At 60.0% G+C, this 16,200-nt stretch carries 15 protein-coding genes and 1 pseudogene; 7 read left to right on the top strand and 9 right to left on the bottom strand.

The genetic code is table 11. The annotated features are described in order from the left end of the window. The first annotated feature begins 92 nt into the window (after positions 1-92). Entirely contained in the window at positions 93-884 is a 792-nt protein-coding gene (locus F8N96_RS20635) for a hypothetical protein (protein WP_150799380.1), read from the top strand. Positions 885-1,051: 167 nt separating this feature from the next. Next, complete coding sequence (locus F8N96_RS20630; RefSeq protein WP_150799379.1) at positions 1,052-1,639, top strand: hypothetical protein; 588 nt, start codon at positions 1,052-1,054, stop codon at positions 1,637-1,639. Positions 1,640-1,642: 3 nt separating this feature from the next. On the opposite strand, the gene F8N96_RS20625 is transcribed toward F8N96_RS20630, so the two are convergent. The 4 genes from F8N96_RS20625 to F8N96_RS20605 all read right to left on the bottom strand — a co-directional run bounded on the left by F8N96_RS20625 (position 1,643) and on the right by F8N96_RS20605 (position 5,058). After that, positions 1,643-2,359 carry an alpha/beta hydrolase gene (locus tag F8N96_RS20625; RefSeq protein WP_150799378.1) on the bottom strand — a complete coding sequence of 239 codons (717 nt, stop codon included), beginning with the start codon at positions 2,357-2,359 and terminating at the stop codon, positions 1,643-1,645. Between the two features lie 400 nt (positions 2,360-2,759). Continuing rightward, the gene (locus F8N96_RS20615) at positions 2,760-3,539 is read right to left on the bottom strand and encodes an ABC transporter substrate-binding protein (protein ID WP_150799376.1); all 780 of its coding nucleotides are present in this window, start codon (positions 3,537-3,539) and stop codon (positions 2,760-2,762) included. A 191-nt stretch (positions 3,540-3,730) separates the two neighbouring features. Next, complete coding sequence (gene cobF, locus F8N96_RS20610) at positions 3,731-4,486, bottom strand: precorrin-6A synthase (deacetylating) (RefSeq protein WP_150799375.1); 756 nt, start codon at positions 4,484-4,486, stop codon at positions 3,731-3,733. Next, positions 4,486-5,058, bottom strand: coding sequence for a histidine phosphatase family protein (locus F8N96_RS20605; RefSeq protein WP_150799374.1), 573 nt, complete (start codon positions 5,056-5,058; stop codon positions 4,486-4,488). The genes cobF and F8N96_RS20605 overlap by 1 nt, the downstream gene beginning before the upstream one ends. Before the next feature lie 568 nt (positions 5,059-5,626). Here F8N96_RS20605 and F8N96_RS20600 point away from each other — a divergent pair. From F8N96_RS20600 to F8N96_RS20590, 3 genes and pseudogenes are all read left to right on the top strand, one after another. Next, positions 5,627-6,643, top strand: a complete 1,017-nt coding sequence (locus F8N96_RS20600; RefSeq protein WP_150799373.1) for an arginine N-succinyltransferase — start codon at positions 5,627-5,629, stop codon at positions 6,641-6,643. 61 nt (positions 6,644-6,704) lie between these two features. Beyond that, positions 6,705-7,738: pseudogene (astA, locus tag F8N96_RS20595) on the top strand (arginine N-succinyltransferase). 170 nt (positions 7,739-7,908) lie between these two features. Next, positions 7,909-8,778 (top strand): isocitrate lyase/PEP mutase family protein, encoded by an 870-nt coding sequence (locus F8N96_RS20590; RefSeq protein WP_150799372.1) that lies wholly within the window; start codon positions 7,909-7,911, stop codon positions 8,776-8,778. Between the two features lie 181 nt (positions 8,779-8,959). On the opposite strand, the gene F8N96_RS20585 is transcribed toward F8N96_RS20590, so the two are convergent. Further along, entirely contained in the window at positions 8,960-10,201 is a 1,242-nt protein-coding gene (locus F8N96_RS20585) for a M20/M25/M40 family metallo-hydrolase (RefSeq protein ID WP_150799371.1), read from the bottom strand. A 212-nt stretch (positions 10,202-10,413) separates the two neighbouring features. Beyond that, complete coding sequence (locus F8N96_RS20580) at positions 10,414-11,487, bottom strand: diguanylate cyclase (RefSeq protein WP_150799370.1); 1,074 nt, start codon at positions 11,485-11,487, stop codon at positions 10,414-10,416. 218 nt (positions 11,488-11,705) lie between these two features. Here F8N96_RS20580 and F8N96_RS20575 point away from each other — a divergent pair, with 218 nt between their 5' ends. Together F8N96_RS20575 and F8N96_RS20570 are read left to right on the top strand one after the other, a co-directional pair. After that, entirely contained in the window at positions 11,706-12,662 is a 957-nt protein-coding gene (locus F8N96_RS20575) for an alpha/beta fold hydrolase (RefSeq protein ID WP_150799369.1), read from the top strand. Positions 12,663-12,774: 112 nt separating this feature from the next. Beyond that, entirely contained in the window at positions 12,775-14,154 is a 1,380-nt protein-coding gene (locus F8N96_RS20570) for a VOC family protein (RefSeq protein WP_150799368.1), read from the top strand. Positions 14,155-14,233: 79 nt separating this feature from the next. Here F8N96_RS20570 and F8N96_RS20565 read toward each other — a convergent pair whose 3' ends face one another. The 3 genes from F8N96_RS20565 to F8N96_RS20560 all read right to left on the bottom strand — a co-directional run bounded on the left by F8N96_RS20565 (position 14,234) and on the right by F8N96_RS20560 (position 16,125). Further along, positions 14,234-14,911, bottom strand: coding sequence for a type 1 glutamine amidotransferase domain-containing protein (locus F8N96_RS20565; protein WP_150799367.1), 678 nt, complete (start codon positions 14,909-14,911; stop codon positions 14,234-14,236). A gap of 786 nt (positions 14,912-15,697) precedes the next feature. Continuing rightward, positions 15,698-15,871, bottom strand: a complete 174-nt coding sequence (locus tag F8N96_RS35100; protein WP_191630756.1) for a hypothetical protein — start codon at positions 15,869-15,871, stop codon at positions 15,698-15,700. Between the two features lie 11 nt (positions 15,872-15,882). Further along, positions 15,883-16,125 (bottom strand): hypothetical protein, encoded by a 243-nt coding sequence (locus F8N96_RS20560; protein ID WP_150799366.1) that lies wholly within the window; start codon positions 16,123-16,125, stop codon positions 15,883-15,885. Positions 16,126-16,200: the final 75 nt, after the last annotated feature.

Here is a 16,200-nt window from a genome sequence, read left to right as displayed (position 1 = left end):
ATCCAACTTTGTATACAATATTACCCCATATATAAAGCAATCCTTCCTCGACGATGCTAACGTTACTTCTCCCTCAGGTCGGAGATGCGTGCGTGCTGCTGCTCAAACTGCTGGTAATTCCCGGATTTCTCTTGCTGATTTCCCTCGCGGGCAAACGCTGGGGACCTAGCGTCGCCGGTTGGCTGTCGGGGTTGCCGGTGGTGGTCGGGCCGATTCTGTTTTTCCTCGCCATCGAGCAAGGCCAGGTGTTTGCCGCTCAATCGGCGACCGCTGCGCTGTCCGCGATGTTCGCCATGATTGCCTTCTGCGTGACCTATGCCCAGGTCGCACAACGGACGGGATGGCCGTGGACGCTGGTCATTTCGCTGTCGGTCTGGGCCTGCGCGGCCGTGGTGCTGTCCTTGATCCCGCCGTCGTTGACGTTCTCGGTGACCGCTGCCGCGATCGCATTGCTGGCCGCGCCCTGGTTGTTTCCCAAGGTGCAGCCCGTCCTTGCAGGCCCGGCTCCGAAGTCCGATAAATTACTGTTGCGCATGACGGCCGGTGCCCTGCTGACCCTGGCCGTCACGCTATTGGCCAGCACTGTCGGCGAGCGCTGGAGCGGCCTGCTCGCGGTGTTCCCGGTCCTGGGCAGCGTGATGGCGGTGTTCTCCCAGCAAACACGTGGACCGGCTTTTACTGCAGCCTTGCTGCGGGCAACCGCGACCGGGATGTATTCGTTTGCCGCGTTCTGCCTGGTCCTCGCCTTGACCTTGCCCAGCATGGGCCTGAGCGGTTTCGGCCTGGGTGTCGCGGTGTCGGTGGCCATGCTCGGAGTCACCAGGCGCCTGCTGGCAAAGCCGGCGAACCCCGTGCCTGAGGTTGGGGGGCCGGCAAGGCGCTAAGCCGTACCACGGGTGCCGGCCAAGTAGGTAGCTTGCCCGAAAAGCTGAAGGAACAGACAGGACCGCGGCTGAACCAGTTGTCGCAATCCATCCCCGGCCACGCACGGCACAGTGTGAGTGCACCGGACTCTGTGGGATCATCGGCCGATCATCCCTGGAGATTGCGAATGTCATTGTTGAGTAAAAAAACCGTTGTCCTGTTGCTGATGGCGGTCGCCAGTCTCGCCGCGTTGAATGCACAGGCCGCCAAGGCGACCCCTAGCGACAAGGCGCCGGCACAGAAGGTGTCGATGCTGGGCGGCAAGTTCACGTTCACCTTGCCCAAGGGCTTTATCGCCACCCCATTGCCCGCCGGTGACGCGGCGACCGGCACCGCCGGGGCGACGGGTACCATGTACACCAACCAGACCACCAAAACCGTAGTGATCGCCGCTGAAAACACCATTCCCGGCGGCGTAAACGTCAAGGACAACGACGGCCAGTTCCTCGACTCCGCAGTGTCCAACTTCGCCACCGAGCAAGCCGCCGCGCTGCCGGACTTCACCAAACTCAGCGAAAAAAGCCTGACCCAGAAAGGCACGGGCCTGGGGCTGCGGCAGATCGACAGCACCGCCACCCAGGGCGGCGGCAAAACCCTCGACACCACGCTGATGGCCGCGTCCAGCAAGCGCATGGCGATCGTTCAGGTGATTTCCCGCCTCAGCGACAATGCCGGCCACGAGGCGCTGGTCAAACAGATCGTCACCGGCAAGTAGCCATCAGGGATTGAGACGCTGCAACCAGGCGCTCAAATCCTGCATTTCGATAGCGCTGATGCTATGACCAACACCCGGGTAGGCATGGAACTCAGGCTTGAGTGACAGGCTCTGCAACAGTCTGTCAGCGTCAGTGCCATCGTTGTATGGAAGGCGTTTGTCCGCCGTGCCATGACCGATGAAAATCGCCAGCGACCGGCGTTTTTCATCCGGTTTGAGCTCGGACTTGAGCACCGGCAGAATCCGCCCGCTCAACGCCGCGATTCCGCCCACTGCCTCGGGCTGACGCAGCGCCATTTCGTAGGACATGATCGCACCCTGACTGAAACCCACCAGGAATACCTTGTCCGGTTGAGTGTGATATTTCTTCGCGGCCTGTGCGACAAAATCCTGCAGTACCTGCGTACTGGACTTCAGATCATCGGTTTCGCCGTTATAGGCACCGGTGCCTTTTTCGCGAAACCACTTGTAACTACCCTCCTCCATCACCATCGGTGCCCGCACCGACAGGTAGTTGTATCGCGCGGGCAACGCGTCCTTGATGTCGAACAGGTCCTGTTCGTTACTGCCGTAGCCGTGGAGGAAAATCACCAAGGGTTGATCGCGGGATTCGGCGTGGATCTGCTCCAGGTACTTGAGCGGCATATCGGTTTGCAGCGGGGGTTGAGCGTGGACGGCGGCAGACACCAGCAGCGTCAGCAGAGCAAAAAACTTCAACATAACCTTCCTTCACAGGTGCAGGATTCGGGTAGAGCCTAACACTGTGAAACAGGATGTCGATGATGGCCCGGGGATCGGCAGCGCTGTCTGGGCCATCTTCGGCGGCAAGCCGGTCTCGCTACATTTTCTGATCGCTGTCGTACATGAGCTTTGTGTGCGCCGCAAATCCCCTGTAGGAGCTGGCTTGCCAGCGAAGGCGATTTCACATTCAAAGATGATGTTGACTGATCCGCCGCCTTCGCTGGCAAGCCAGCTCCTACAAGGGCCCAGGTTCGTCTGTGAAGTCTGGTGCTGTAGTACCGTCTTCGCCGGCAAGCCGGTCTCGCTCCACAGGGATCTCACTTCAACGGTTGGACTATGGCAACCGCGTCAACGATTGCCAGTCTTTTGAACGGTCTGATCAATGGCCGTAAACGTCGAAATCGAAGTACTTGTCCTGCACTTGCTTGTACTTGCCGTTGGCGCGGATTTCGCTGATGGCGGTGTTGAATTTGTCTGCCAGCTCTTTGTCACCCTTGCGCACGGCGATACCGGCGCCGCCGCCGAAGTACCTGGCGTCTTCGTAGGTCGGGCCGACAAAAGCGAAGCCCTTGCCCGCATCGGTTTTCAGGAAACCGTCGTCGAGGTTGACCGAATCGGCCAGCATCGCGTCGAGGCGACCGGATACCATGTCCAGGTTGGCTTCCTGTTGGGAGCCGTAGCGCACCAGGATAATGCCGGCCGGTTGCAGGACTTCGGTGGCGAAGCGGTCATGGGTACTGGCACGCAGCACACCGACCTTTTTGCCCTTGAGTTCGGTCAGCGGGTCCTTGACGTCGGTGCCTTGCTTCATCACGAAGCGCGCCGGGGTGTGATAGTACTTGATGGTGAAATCGACGTTCTTCTTACGGTCGTCGGTGATGGTCATCGACGACAGGATGGCGTCGATTTTTTTCACCTTCAACGCCGGGATCAGGCCATCGAACTCTTGCTCGACCCAGGTGCATTTCACTTTCATCTGTTCGCACAGCGCATCGCCGATGTCCACGTCGAAACCGGTGAGTTTGCCATCGGGGGTTTTCATCGAGAATGGCGGGTACCCGGCTTCGATACCGATGCGGATCGGCTTGGCGTTATCGGCCATGGCGGTCAGGGACAACATCGACAGTGCCAGGGCACCGAACATCACTAGCTTCTTCATTTATAACTCCTGTGTGCGGAGGCTTTTATTGGCAGCTTTCGATTGGCTCTCGGGTGCTGATTGCGGTTGGAGAGCCACCGAAGTGGCCGGCAGTCTAGATAGGCTTCCCCAGGGCAAATTATCTTTAAGCGACAAATACTGATATAAAAGTGATAACCGGTTTAGAGATACTTGAAGCCCGCGCCAAGGCCTCAAGGCTTACGCAACAAATAAGTATCCATGATCCACCCATTGGCCAGCCGCGCCGCCTTGCGCACCCGCTCGATCTCATCCGCCACCGCCTCGAGCTTGCCGCTGATGAGTATCTCATCCGGCGTCCCCAGGTAGGCCCCCCAGTAAATCTGCGTCTCCTGGTCCGCCACCTGATGGTAGGAATCCTCTGCATCGAGCATCACCACCAGGCTGTCGGCATCGCTCACCTGCCCTGCCGCCAGGCGTCGACCGGTGGTGATTTCAATCGAGCGGCCGATGCGATTCAACGGCACTTTGTGCCGAGCCGCCAGCGCCTGGACGCTGGTGATGCCGGGGATCACTTCGAACTCGAACACGCAGCGCCCCGAGGCCAGAATCGCCTGCAGGATCCGAATGGTGCTGTCGTACAACGCCGGGTCGCCCCATACCAGAAAACCGGCGCACTGGCCGTCGGACATTTCCTCATCGATCAACCGTTCAAAGGTCATTTGCTTGGCCAGGTTCAGGTCTTCCACGCTGGTCTTGTAGTCCACATCACCCCGCTCCCGCTCCGGGCTGTGGGCTTCGACGAAGCGATACGTGGGATCCGTGATGTAGCGATCGCAGATCTCCCGGCGCAGGTCGATCAGTTTGTCTTTGCTCTGGCCCTTGTCCATGAGGAAAAACACGTCGACCTGGTTCAGCGCTTTCACCGCTTGCATCGTGATGTAGTCGGGGTTGCCGGCACCGATGCCGATGACCAGAAGTTTTTTCATCACTGTATTTCCTCGAGGTCAGTGCCGATCAAACGCAAGCGCCAGCAACCATTGAACCGTAGCTCGATGGCCGACAGTGGCTCGACATCGATCAGATTGAACGCCGCGGCTTGCAGCGCTTGAGTGAGTGCGGCGCGAATGACAAACGGATGGGTGATGGCGACGATGTGCCCCGGCGTCGCTTCCAGCGTCGTCAGCCAGGCGGCCACCCGCGCGCCGAGTTGCACCACCGACTCGCCGCCATGGGGCGCCGAATCAGGGTCGTCGAGCCAGGCCTGGAGCATGTCCGGTTCGGATTTATGCAAATCGTCGATCCGCCCACCTTTCCAACGCCCGAAATCGCAATCCCTCAGCGCCGGCACCACCTCTACGTCGCTGCCGAACAGCCCGGCGGTTTGCCGGGCCCTCAGTTCGGGGCCACAGAGCAGGCGCGGCGTGCCCTTGAACCGGGCGCGCCGGGAATCCATCGCCGATTGCCCGGCCATCTCCAATGGCTCATCTGTAGGAAAACGCCCAAATTTCTGTGCGACGGTTCTAGCGTGGCACATCAGCGTCAAACGGGTCGACTGCACGATTGATCACTCTGTTTAAAAGAAGAAAACGGCGTCACACCGTCAATATCCGGGTAATTGTGCCGCAAGTTGCGCAAACGGGGGCGTTTCGTTTCAGCCTATTGCACAGCGTGTCCCGACTTGAAAATCGGCAATCTCCGATAGCTTTATAGGCGATGGCCTACAAGATCAGTCGAGATCGCCGTAGCCCCCGGCATACGGGCATTTCCCCCATTTTCCAGGCCTGGAAACACCATGAAAAATTAACTAGACATGGGACAGGCGATAAATAAATACTGTTTTCTCGGATCAGCAATTGAAACCGACCACCCATCCAGCAGGAGCCCGGATGCCCTCTCGCAACGACCACAATGACGCCTCGGTTCCCCCTGCGCTCAGTTGCAAGCTCAACGGTTATTTCAACAAAAACCGGTCGCCGGCACGGTGCTGCCTCACCCACTAACGTCCGATAAAAACAAGTGTGACGTCTGACAGTCATGCAGACGATCGCCCATTCAATGCGTGGAAACCGACAGTGATAGTCAGGTCCGGTGCCGACCGCCGAACCCATTGATACAGGAGTGCATCCATGCTGGTCTTACGCCCAGTCGAGTTAACCGATCTGCCCGAATTGCAGCGACTTGCCCGTGAAAGCCTGGTGGGCGTCACGTCCTTGCCGGACGACACCGAACGCTTGCGCCGGAGGATTGTCGATTCTGGCGCCTCATTCGAAAACGACGTTCAGGGCAATGGCCCGGAGAATTACTTCTTCGTCCTGGAGGACCCCTCGACCCGACGTTTGGCGGGCTGTTCGGAAATCCTCGCCACCGCAGGCTTCAACGAACCCTTCTACAGCCTGCGCAACCGGCACTTCACCAGCGCCTCGCGGGAGCTGAACATCGAGCACGGCGTACCCGCGCTGTCGTTATGCCACGACCTCAGCGGCCACACCTTGCTTCGGGGCTTTCATATCGATGCAGCGCTGGTGCGCACGCCGGCCTCCGAGTTGCTGTCACGGGCACGGCTGTTGTTCATTGCCGCTCATTCGCGGCGCTTTGCCGACACGGTGATCACCGAGATCGTCGGCTTCAGCGACGATGAAGGCGGGTCGCCATTCTGGGATGCCCTGGGCAAGCATTTCTTCGACTTGCCCTACGCCGAGGCCGAGCGACTCTGCGGCCTGGAGAGCCGGACCTTCCTCGCCGAACTGATGCCGCAATACCCGATCTATGTGCCGATGCTGCCCCAGGCCGCCCAGGATTGCATCGGCCGCATCCACCCCGATGGGCAGGACGCCTTCGATATCCTCCAGCGGGAAGGATTCGAGACCAACAATTACATCGACCTGTTCGACGGCGGCCCGACGCTGTATGCGCGCACCTCGAACATTCGCTCGATTGCGCAGACCCAGGCCGGTGTCGCGCATTCGGGCTTGGCCATCGATGCCCGTGGCAGCTATCTGGTGAGCAACGATTCACTCAAGGACTATCGTGCCATCGTCGCCGACCTGGACTATAGACCGGGACAACCGGTGACCCTGGATGCCCGGATGTGCGCGGCGCTGAAGGTGACGCAAGGCAGCCCGATCCGGCTGATCGCCCTGTGAGCAGCCTCCGGCCCCGTGCCCGACGACAGCGTCCGAACAGGCGTGAAGAAGGAACTGCATCATGATTGTCCGTCCGGTCAGCGTCACCGACCTGCCTGCCTTGCTCGCGCTCGCGCGGCAGGCCGGCCCCGGGTTCACCACCCTGCCGGCCAGTGAGGAACGCCTGGCCCACCGGGTGCGCTGGGCCCAACGCACCTTCGCCGAGCAGGTCGAGCGCGCCGATGCCGATTACCTGTTCGTGCTCGAAGATGACGATCAACAAGTGGTGGGGGTCAGCGCCCTGACGGGGGCCGTCGGCCTGCGTGAGCCCTGGTACAACTACCGGGTCGGGCTCACGGTCAGTTCATCGCCGGACCTGGGGATCCAGCGGCAGATCCCGACCTTGTTCCTGAACAATGAAATGACCGGGCAATCGGAAATCTGCTCTTTGTTCCTGCGAACCGATCAACGCCAGGGCAACAATGGTCGACTGCTGTCATTGGGGCGCCTGTTGTTCGTTGCCGAGTTTGCGCACCTGTTTGGCGACAAACTGATCGCCGAACTGCGTGGCCGCGCCGACGAACAAGGGAGCTCGCCGTTCTGGGACAGTCTGGGCCGGCATTTTTTCAAGATGGATTTCAGCCATGCCGATCACTTGTCCGGGCTGGCAACAAATCATTCATCGCCGAGCTGATGCCACGCCAGCCGCTCTACACCTGCCTGCTGACCGAACAGGCCCGGGCGGTGATCGGCAAAGCCCATCCGAATACCGAGTCGGCGTTGAAAGTTCTCACCGCCGAAGGCTTTGCCCATAAGGGCTATATCGACATTTTCGACGCCGGCCCGGTCATCGAGGCGCCGATTTCGACAATCCGCACCGTGCGCGACAGCCAGCCACTGGTGCTGGCCATCGGAACGCCGGACGACGAAGCACCGGTATGGCTGATCCACAACCGCCGCCTGGAAAACTGCCGCATCACCAGCGCGCGCGCGCGGCGGGTGGGCGACAGCCTGATCGTCGACCGCCTTACCGCCAAACGCCTGCAACTGCAACCCGGCAACTCGGTGCGCGCCGTGCCGCTGCTCGATCGACAACCGCAAGCAGTGGCGGCGTGATCACGCGCTGGCACTGGCATTGTGGCGAGGGAGCTTGCCACAGCAATAGGGGTCATCGCGCGATTGCCTGCAAATTCGTCATCATTTCTCCCCCTCGCGCGTGATAGCCTTTTACTTCTTCGGCGTTGACACTTTTGCTCAAGCCCGTCCATTCCATTGGTGGAACTCATATGTCCAGGCTTTCACATCAAGATTTGCGCCGTAACTTTCGCCAGCTGTTCGCCTCCGATGCCTGTTATCACACCGCGTCGGTCTTCGACCCGATGTCGGCACGCATTGCCGCCGACCTGGGTTTTGAAGTGGGGATCCTCGGCGGTTCGGTTGCGTCGTTGCAGGTACTGGGCGCCCCCGATTTTGCCTTGATCACCCTCAGCGAGTTCGCCGAGCAGGCCACTCGCATCGGCCGCGTGGCCCAATTGCCAGTCATCGCCGACGCCGACCACGGCTACGGTAACGCGCTTAACGTGATGCGTACCATCGTCGAACTCGAGCGCGCCGGCGTGGCCGCGCTGACCATCGAAGACACCCTGCTGCCGGCGCAGTTCGGCCGCAAATCCACCGACCTGATCACGGTAGCCGAAGGTGTCGGCAAGATTCGCGCGGCGCTGGAGGCCCGGGTCGACCCGGAGATGGCGATCATCGCCCGTACCAACGCCGGTATCCTGCCGATCCAGGAAATCATCAGCCGCACCCGGCATTACCAGCAGGCCGGCGCGGACGGGATTTGCATGGTCGGGGTAAAGGATTTCGACCAGCTGGAGCAGATTGCCGAGCACCTGAGCGTGCCACTGATGCTGGTCACCTACGGTAACCCGCTGCTGCGCGACGACAAGCGCCTGGCCGAACTGGGTGTGCGGGTCACCATCGATGGCCATGGTGCGTACTTCGCTGCGATCAAGGCCACTTACGACAGTTTGCGTGAGCAACGGCAGATCTTTACCCAGGCCTCGGACCTGAGCGCGACCGAACTGACGCATACCTATACGCAGCCTGAGGAATATATTCGTTGGGCGCAGGAGTTCATGAGCGTCAAGGAGTGACAGTGCGGCAGGTAAAGCTGTATTGACTGACAGGACGCCTTCGCGAGCAGGCTCGCTCCCACATTGAATCTCCTGCGTATACAAATATTGTGTACGACAAAGATCCAATGTGGGAGCGAGCCTGCTCGCGAAGGGGCCAGTCGCTACACCGCGAGATCCGCGGGCTTGCCCCGCGCTTAGCTTACTTCTTGGCCAACTCCATAATCATCCGCGACAACAGATAAATCCGCGGCGCCACGCTTTCCACTTCCGCGTATTCCTGCGGCGTATGAATATTGCCGCCGACAATCCCGAACCCATCCAGGGTCGGGGTCCCCACACCCGCCGAGAGGCTGGCATCCGCCGCCCCGCCACTGCCTTCTTCCGTCAACTTGCGCCCGATTTCACCGTAGATCCCCTGCGCCATGGCCATCAACCGATCCGACTCCGCCGTTTGCGGCATCGGCGGCAGCCCGCGTTGAAGCGTGGTAGTGACTTCAGTCTCGGCAATCAGCTTGTCCTTGGACACCCGCGCCAGGTCCTTCTCGATCCGGTCTAACTCCTCCGGCACCGCGGCCCGCACGTCGGCCTTGGCCGTGGCCTGATCCGGGATCACGTTGGTGCGGTCGCCGGCCTTGATCACAGTGAAGTTGATGGTGGTTTTCTTTTCCGCATCCCCCAGTTTGCCCAGTTGCAGAATCTGGTGCGCCGCTTCCATCGCGGCGTTGCGACCCAGTTCCGGCGCGACACCGGCATGGGCAGCTTTGCCTTTGACCTCGACCACCGCGGTGGCACTGCCTTTGCGCCACACCACCAGGCCATCCGCCGGGCGACCCGGTTCGAGGTTGAGGGTCACGTCGTGGGCCTTGGCGGTTTTCTTGATCAGGTCGGTGGCGATGTCCGAGCCGGTTTCTTCGCTGGCGTCGAGCAGGAAGGTGATCTGGGCGTAGTCCTTGAAGTCGAGGTTATTCAGGACTTTCAGCGCATAGATGCCGGCGACGATACCGCCCTTGTCGTCCATCACCCCCGGCCCGTAGGCGCGGCCTTCCTTGATATGGAATGGCCGCTCGGCCGCGGAGCCTTCCTTGAATACGGTGTCCATGTGCGCCATCAACAGGATTTTCGCCTTGCCGGTGCCTTTCAGGGTCGCGAGTACATGGTTGCTTTTGTCCGGGGTGTTCGGCACGAGTTCGATGGTGGCACCGAGTTTTTTCAACTCGTCGATGGCAATGTCGCTGACTTGGGTCAGGCCCGGTTCATAACCGGAGCCGGAGTCGATGTTCACCAGCCGCTCCAGCAGTTTCAGGGCTTCACCCTTGTACTGTTCGGAGTCGGCAAGGACTTGCTTGTGGGGTTCGGCGAATGCAACGGGGGTGAAAGCGCCGAAGGCGAGGGTCAAGCCGAGGCTGGTGGCGAGCAGGGAGCGAGGTAGATTGAGCGCCATGAATCGATCCTTGTTTCGTGTCAGGGGAGCTGAAACCCTACCTGACTGAGACGCACGGCTCCATACCGAATGCGACGCATACGGACCTGAATGACCACAACCCCCTGTAGGAGCTGGCTTGCCAGCGAAAGCGGTGTGTCAGACAACATCTGTATCGACTGACCGGGCGCCTTCGCTGGCAAGCCAGCTCCTACAGGGGTCTGTGCAGGCCCTCAGACCGGGTCGAGCAATTCGTGACGAGGCCTGCCGTCGCCGCAGCAGATCACCCGGTTGCGCCCCGTCGTTTTGGCTTCATACAACGCCCGGTCGGCATCGTTGAGCCAGAAGGTCGCGTCGGTGTGGGCCGGATTGATGGCCGCCAGGCCGATACTCAAACTGACTCTCAGTGCCGGGTTCTGCTCATAGCCCAGCGTGGCGAAGCGATCTCGCAGGGCATCCATGGCAGCGGCGGCGCTGGCGAGGGGCAGGTCCGGGAGGATCACACAGAATTCATCGCCACCGTAACGCCCGGCGAGGTCGGCGGCCCGCAGGTTCTGCTTGAGCATCTTGCTCAGCTGGCGCAACACGATATCCCCTGCGACATGGCCGTAGGTGTCGTTGATGGTTTTGAAATGGTCAATGTCGATCAAAGCAACCGCCCCACCCTGATGCTGGCGTTGGCAACGCTGGAATTCGACCTCCAATTGATCCTTCCAGGCACCGTGATTGAGCAGGCCGGTGAGGCTGTCAGTGCGGCTCAGCGCGAGCAACTCACGTTTGTGCCGGCCCAGGGTCGTGGCCTGACGGAAGCAGATCCAGCCCAGCGCCAACGGGTAGAGACTCAGCAAGGGCAGACAAGCATACATCTGCAACGGCGTGGTCTGGGGGATGAACAGCGGCCTGAAAATCAGCCAGCCGATACCGCCCCCCAGCACCTGCGCGACGGTCCCCACCAGCAGGAAACGCAGGCCACCGATTGCCACATTGTTCATCGCCATCATCGACAGCGTCGCCGCGCTGGGCAGCGGATTGAATTGCATGGCGGCGACCCAGAAACCGCCGAGAAAGGCATCGACCAGGATATTGCGGTGTTCGGCGTGGAAGGGCACCTTCGCCCGACGTGCCCATTGGTAGGCCACATGCGGCCAGAGGATGCCGTTGAGCAGCATCAACACCCAGACCCACGGTGGCGGATCGAGTGGATACATCGCCGCGCCCACGCACAACAGCCCAAGGGCCAGGCCCAGGATTCGCGATGTATAGAGCCTCCTGGCCAGTGAAAGTCCTTTTCCTCCCGTTTTTTCCATGGGGCCTCTATGCCTCTGAACGGAACCTGAACACACCGGGGTTGCAGGTGTGCTGGAAGTTTATCAGGGCAACGTTAAATAGCCATCACCGGCTGGCGGTATTGGCCCATTGAAAAAAACCAGGTCTGCGCCTATCGAAATTCGCCCCTGAGCGGAACGGACCTACACTGAAATGATTCGATCACAACCTGTTCTGATCAGATAGAAGGAAGACGCTGATGCTTTTGTTGGTTGTCGCAATCGCGGTTTTCGTGGCCTGGAGCTGGTTGAGCTACCCGGCCATCGGGCACTGGCTGTATGACCTGAACATGGCGGCAGAAGCCAAATTGTATCGCCTGCACAAGATCGTCGTGCCGATCACGGAAATGACCGTCTCGACCTGGCAGGGCGGACCGTACGAGGCGTCCAGCAGCGTGCTGATGCTCCACGGTTGCGGCGCCGACAAGAACATCTGGCTGCGCTTTGCCCGGTACTTTGTCGGCAATTATCGGGTGATCATCCCCGACATTGCCGGTCATGGGGAAACCGGCTTCAAGGCGGGCGGCGGTTACGACATTGCGGTGCAGGCCAAGCGGATGATCCAGTTGCTGGACGTCTGCGGCGTCGAAAAGGTCCATGTGATCGGCAGCGCCATGGGTGGCTACATGGCGGCGTGGCTGGCGGCCACTTATCCGGACCGCATTGTCTCAGTCGCGCTGATCGACCCGGCCGGTGTCACCGCCCCCGAAGTCAGTGATCTGGAGCGCCACCTGGGCAAGGGTCACAACCCGTTCCTGATCCATTCAAAAGAAGAATTCCAGCGTTTCTACGCCATGACCATGGCCCAGCCGCCGTGGGTTCCCGGTGTGGTGCTCGATGCCATGGCCCAGCGCTACGAACAGGCCTGCGATGAACTGGAAGAAATCTTCCGGGATTATCGCGCCAGTGCGCCGATGGAACCGCGGCTTCCCGACATCAGGTGCCCGGCGCTATTGCTGTGGGGACGCAAGGACCGCTTGATCGATGTCAGCAGCGTGGCCATCTGGAGTAAAGGCATCGACGATTTGCGGGTGGAGATCCTCGAAGGCATCGGCCATCTGCCGATGGTCGAAGACCCTTCGAACACGGCGCGGGTCTATCGGGAGTTTTTGGCATCCCAGCGTTCGGAAAGCCCCCAGGACCAACGGCTGCACTGAGCAAGCAGTCCTTGGCAGAATGAAGTCCGGAAGATTCTTCGTTTGTCGGCGCCGCTGAAGGCTGCGATCTTTTCCCTCATCCTTCACGTCACCGCGCCAGGAATCCTTTTTCATGAGCCACCCGAACTTCATCAGCCCTGACCTGATCCGCCAACGCTTCTCCAAAGCGATGTCCGACATGTACCGCGAAGAAGTGCCGTTGTATGGCGCGCTGATGGAACTGGTGGAACAGACCAACCGCCATGTGCTGGACAGCGACCCGCAGATCGCCCGCCAGTTGCACGGCACCGGTGAAATCGAACGGCTGGACCTGGAGCGGCATGGCGCGATCCGGGTCGGCACCGCCGCCGAACTCGCCACCCTCGCCCGGCTGTTCGCGGTCATGGGCATGCAGCCGGTGGGTTATTACGACCTGACCCCGGCCGGCGTACCGGTCCATTCCACTGCCTTCCGTGCCGTGCATGAAGCGGCGTTGCAGGTCAGCCCGTTTCGCGTGTTCACCTCGCTGCTGCGCCTGGAATTGATCGAAGACCTGGAACTGCGAGCCTTCGCCCGGTCGGTACTGGACAAGCGCTCGATTTTCACCCCGGCAGCGCTGATGCTCATCGAACTCGCCGAAAGCCAGGGCGGCCTGACCGAACGGCAAGCCCGGGACTTCGTCGAGCAGGCCTTGGAAACCTTTCGCTGGCACCACAGCGCCACCGTCACCGCCGAGCAGTACCGGCAACTCAGCGCCCAGCATCGCCTGATCGCCGACGTGGTGGCGTTCAAAGGCCCGCACATCAATCACCTGACACCGCGTACCCTGGACATCGACAGGGTCCAGGCGCAAATGCCCGCCCACGGCATCACGCCCAAAGCCGTGATCGAAGGTCCGCCCCGCCGTCAGTGCCCGATCCTGTTGCGCCAGACCAGTTTCAAGGCCCTGGACGAACCTGTCGCCTTCACCGATCAAGCCTACGCTCGCGGCAGCCACAGCGCCCGCTTCGGTGAAATCGAACAGCGCGGTGCCGCGCTCACCCCCAAGGGCCGTGCGCTTTACGACCGCCTGCTCAATGCCGCCCGGGACGAACTCGACGACTTCCCCAACGAAGCCAACGCGGTCCGCTACAACGAATTGATGGCGCAGCACTTCAGCGAATTCCCTGATACCTATGAAGGCATGCGGCTCCAGGAACTGGCGTACTTTCGCTACTTCGTCACGGCAAAAGGCCTGGGGGCGGACGAACTGAAATCTTCATCCCTGGAGGACCTGCTGAGCGGCGGTTATCTGCGGGTTGAACCGCTGGTGTACGAGGACTTCCTGCCAGTCAGTGCGGCAGGGATTTTTCAGTCGAACCTGGGCGATGCAGCACAAAGCCACTACGGGGAGCATTCGAACCGGCAGGCATTCGAGGAGGCGCTGGGACGATCGACCATCGATGAGTTGGGGTTGTATGCCGAGACGCAGCGGCGTTCGATCGAGCAGTGTTTCGCAGCATTAAGCGCATAACCGTTAACGCAGTCAAAAGATCGCAGCCTGCGGCAGCTCCTACTGGTGTTCACACCCCCCGCAGGCTGCGATCCTGATCCTATTTCAGCTTCGCCAAAAGTGCCTCAGCCACCGCTTCCGAAGACGCCGGATTCTGCCCCGTCAGCAGCAGGCCATCCGTGACCACGTAGCTCGCCCAATCAGCGCCTTTGGAAAAAACACCACCCTTGGCCTTGAGCATATCCTCCACCAGAAACGGCACGACATTCGTCAGTTGCACAGCCTCCTCCTCGGTGTTGGTGAAGCCCGTCACGCGCTTGCCCCTGACCAACGGCTGGCCATCAGCATCCTTGACGTGACGCAGCACCCCTGGCGCGTGGCAGACTGCCGCGACCGGTTTACCCGCCTGGTGCAGCGCCTCGATCAGCGCGATCGAATTCAGGTCTTCGGCCAAATCCCACAGGGGACCATGGCCTCCCGGATAGAAGACCGCGTCGTAATCTTCGGCTCTTACACTGCCGAGCAACGCAGTAGACGCCAAGGCGGACTGGGCGGCGGAGTCTTTACGAAAACGCTCGGTGGCCGCGGTTTGCGCATCCGGCTCATCGCTTTTCGGGTCCAGGGGGGGCTGGCCGCCCTTGGGCGAGGCCAACGTCAATTGAGCGCCGGCATCCTTGAACACGTAATACGGTGCGGCGAACTCCTCCAGCCAGAAGCCGGTTTTCTTGCCGGTGTCACCCAATTGATCGTGGGACGTTAGCACCATCAGGATTTTCATGTCGTTTTCACTCCATTCCAGGGGTTTTCGCACGCTGAACGCGCACAGGGACCTGTGTGATGGACCCTTCACGGTGTCAGTTTGTTTCACTTGTCGCCCGCTGGATTTGAGTGATGTCACGTGGCCTTGACGAGCGTCAGATCGTGCAGTTGCCTGCGGTAAAAGGCCGTCTTTTGCTGCTGCGCACCATGGTCTTCAGTTGAGTGCAACAAACTCCACAATGCTGCGCAACTTCTAGCGCAATGGTAGAAAAGCCTGCTGAATATTGTTCCAGATGAGTTGATCGGGCCTATATATTTTGCAGTGCATTATCCAATCGATTGGCAGCTCAATAGTGTAGCGATTCATCTATATAATCAGAAGAATCGATCAGCCAATAAAAAAAATAGGCGACTATGACAGCCGCCCATTTTTCATGCTGGAGCTTTTAAACACTCTGTTTCAAAAGGTGTTCGCCCAGTGTAGGGCCTCGGCAATCCATGCACTGGTAAAGAGCCCTGACACTGGGCGAACGGGAGGCATTTTAATGCAACTTCAATAATATGTCCGTATATAAACATGAAATTTATCGAAACATCTTTATTGAATGTCAACCTAAATATCATTACCGCTCAAACTCACCAGTTCGATCATTAATCAATCCTGTACGGAAAAGTTGTACAAGATTGACTATAGAGTCAATTCTCAATGTTCATACTGGCACTTCACTGCTAGTCACAAGCCATCCTCCCGTTTCCTCCGAACTTCAATCCTTTGCGGGTCCATGCCGACGAGCTTTGACCTTGATCAGGATGTCTTCGCCGTTTCCTGCGCAGTGGATTCGCCGCTGTCGGTGCCTTTACCGCTGTCCTTGCGCCGGGTCGGATCGGTGGGGCGCAGGGCGTCATTGTCGCGCTCGACTTCTCCGGGTGGCCGCGGCTCGTCGGGGTGTTCCGTGGTCTCAGGCGCTTTGCGGTTCATGATGGTTCTCCTCAGGCTTCGGGATCGTCGACTTCCTGGGCGACGTTAACCGCAGGTGAGTCTTTATGGGATTGATCGGCCCTGGTCTTCAAGGCCTGCCACTGTTCGAGGTCGATGGCGCCCTGCCCCAGCAAATCATCGGCCACTCGCAGCAGCTCGGCATAATGGGCATCGGGGGATTGCTGCCAGTAGGCCTTGTCTTCGAACAGGCGCTGCCACGACGCAAGGTCGGGCGGTTTCAGGTCGTCGCTCATTACGGGCTCCAGCTTGGGCGTTCGTACGGTAGAGGGTTGGGCGGCGTTCGGAGTTCCGGGGATCGGGTTTACTTG

Origin of the sequence: Pseudomonas fluorescens, assembly GCF_902497855.1 — a bacterium.
Classification (GTDB): Bacteria; Pseudomonadota; Gammaproteobacteria; order Pseudomonadales; family Pseudomonadaceae; genus Aquipseudomonas; species Aquipseudomonas fluorescens_BI.
This window is presented reverse-complemented; position numbering and strand designations above follow the sequence as displayed.

Coding starts and splice junctions, on each gene's coding strand:
- F8N96_RS20630 (WP_150799379.1), top strand. CDS start 1,052: ATGTCATTGTTGAGTAAAAAAACCGTTGTCCTGTTGCTGATGGCGGTC.
- F8N96_RS20625 (WP_150799378.1), bottom strand. CDS start 2,359: ATGTTGAAGTTTTTTGCTCTGCTGACGCTGCTGGTGTCTGCCGCCGTC.
- F8N96_RS20615 (WP_150799376.1), bottom strand. CDS start 3,539: ATGAAGAAGCTAGTGATGTTCGGTGCCCTGGCACTGTCGATGTTGTCC.
- cobF (WP_150799375.1), bottom strand. CDS start 4,486: ATGAAAAAACTTCTGGTCATCGGCATCGGTGCCGGCAACCCCGACTAC.
- F8N96_RS20600 (WP_150799373.1), top strand. CDS start 5,627: ATGCTGGTCTTACGCCCAGTCGAGTTAACCGATCTGCCCGAATTGCAG.
- F8N96_RS20590 (WP_150799372.1), top strand. CDS start 7,909: ATGTCCAGGCTTTCACATCAAGATTTGCGCCGTAACTTTCGCCAGCTG.
- F8N96_RS20585 (WP_150799371.1), bottom strand. CDS start 10,201: ATGGCGCTCAATCTACCTCGCTCCCTGCTCGCCACCAGCCTCGGCTTG.
- F8N96_RS20580 (WP_150799370.1), bottom strand. CDS start 11,487: ATGGAAAAAACGGGAGGAAAAGGACTTTCACTGGCCAGGAGGCTCTAT.
- F8N96_RS20575 (WP_150799369.1), top strand. CDS start 11,706: ATGCTTTTGTTGGTTGTCGCAATCGCGGTTTTCGTGGCCTGGAGCTGG.
- F8N96_RS20570 (WP_150799368.1), top strand. CDS start 12,775: ATGAGCCACCCGAACTTCATCAGCCCTGACCTGATCCGCCAACGCTTC.
- F8N96_RS20565 (WP_150799367.1), bottom strand. CDS start 14,911: ATGAAAATCCTGATGGTGCTAACGTCCCACGATCAATTGGGTGACACC.
- F8N96_RS35100 (WP_191630756.1), bottom strand. CDS start 15,871: ATGAACCGCAAAGCGCCTGAGACCACGGAACACCCCGACGAGCCGCGG.
- F8N96_RS20560 (WP_150799366.1), bottom strand. CDS start 16,125: ATGAGCGACGACCTGAAACCGCCCGACCTTGCGTCGTGGCAGCGCCTG.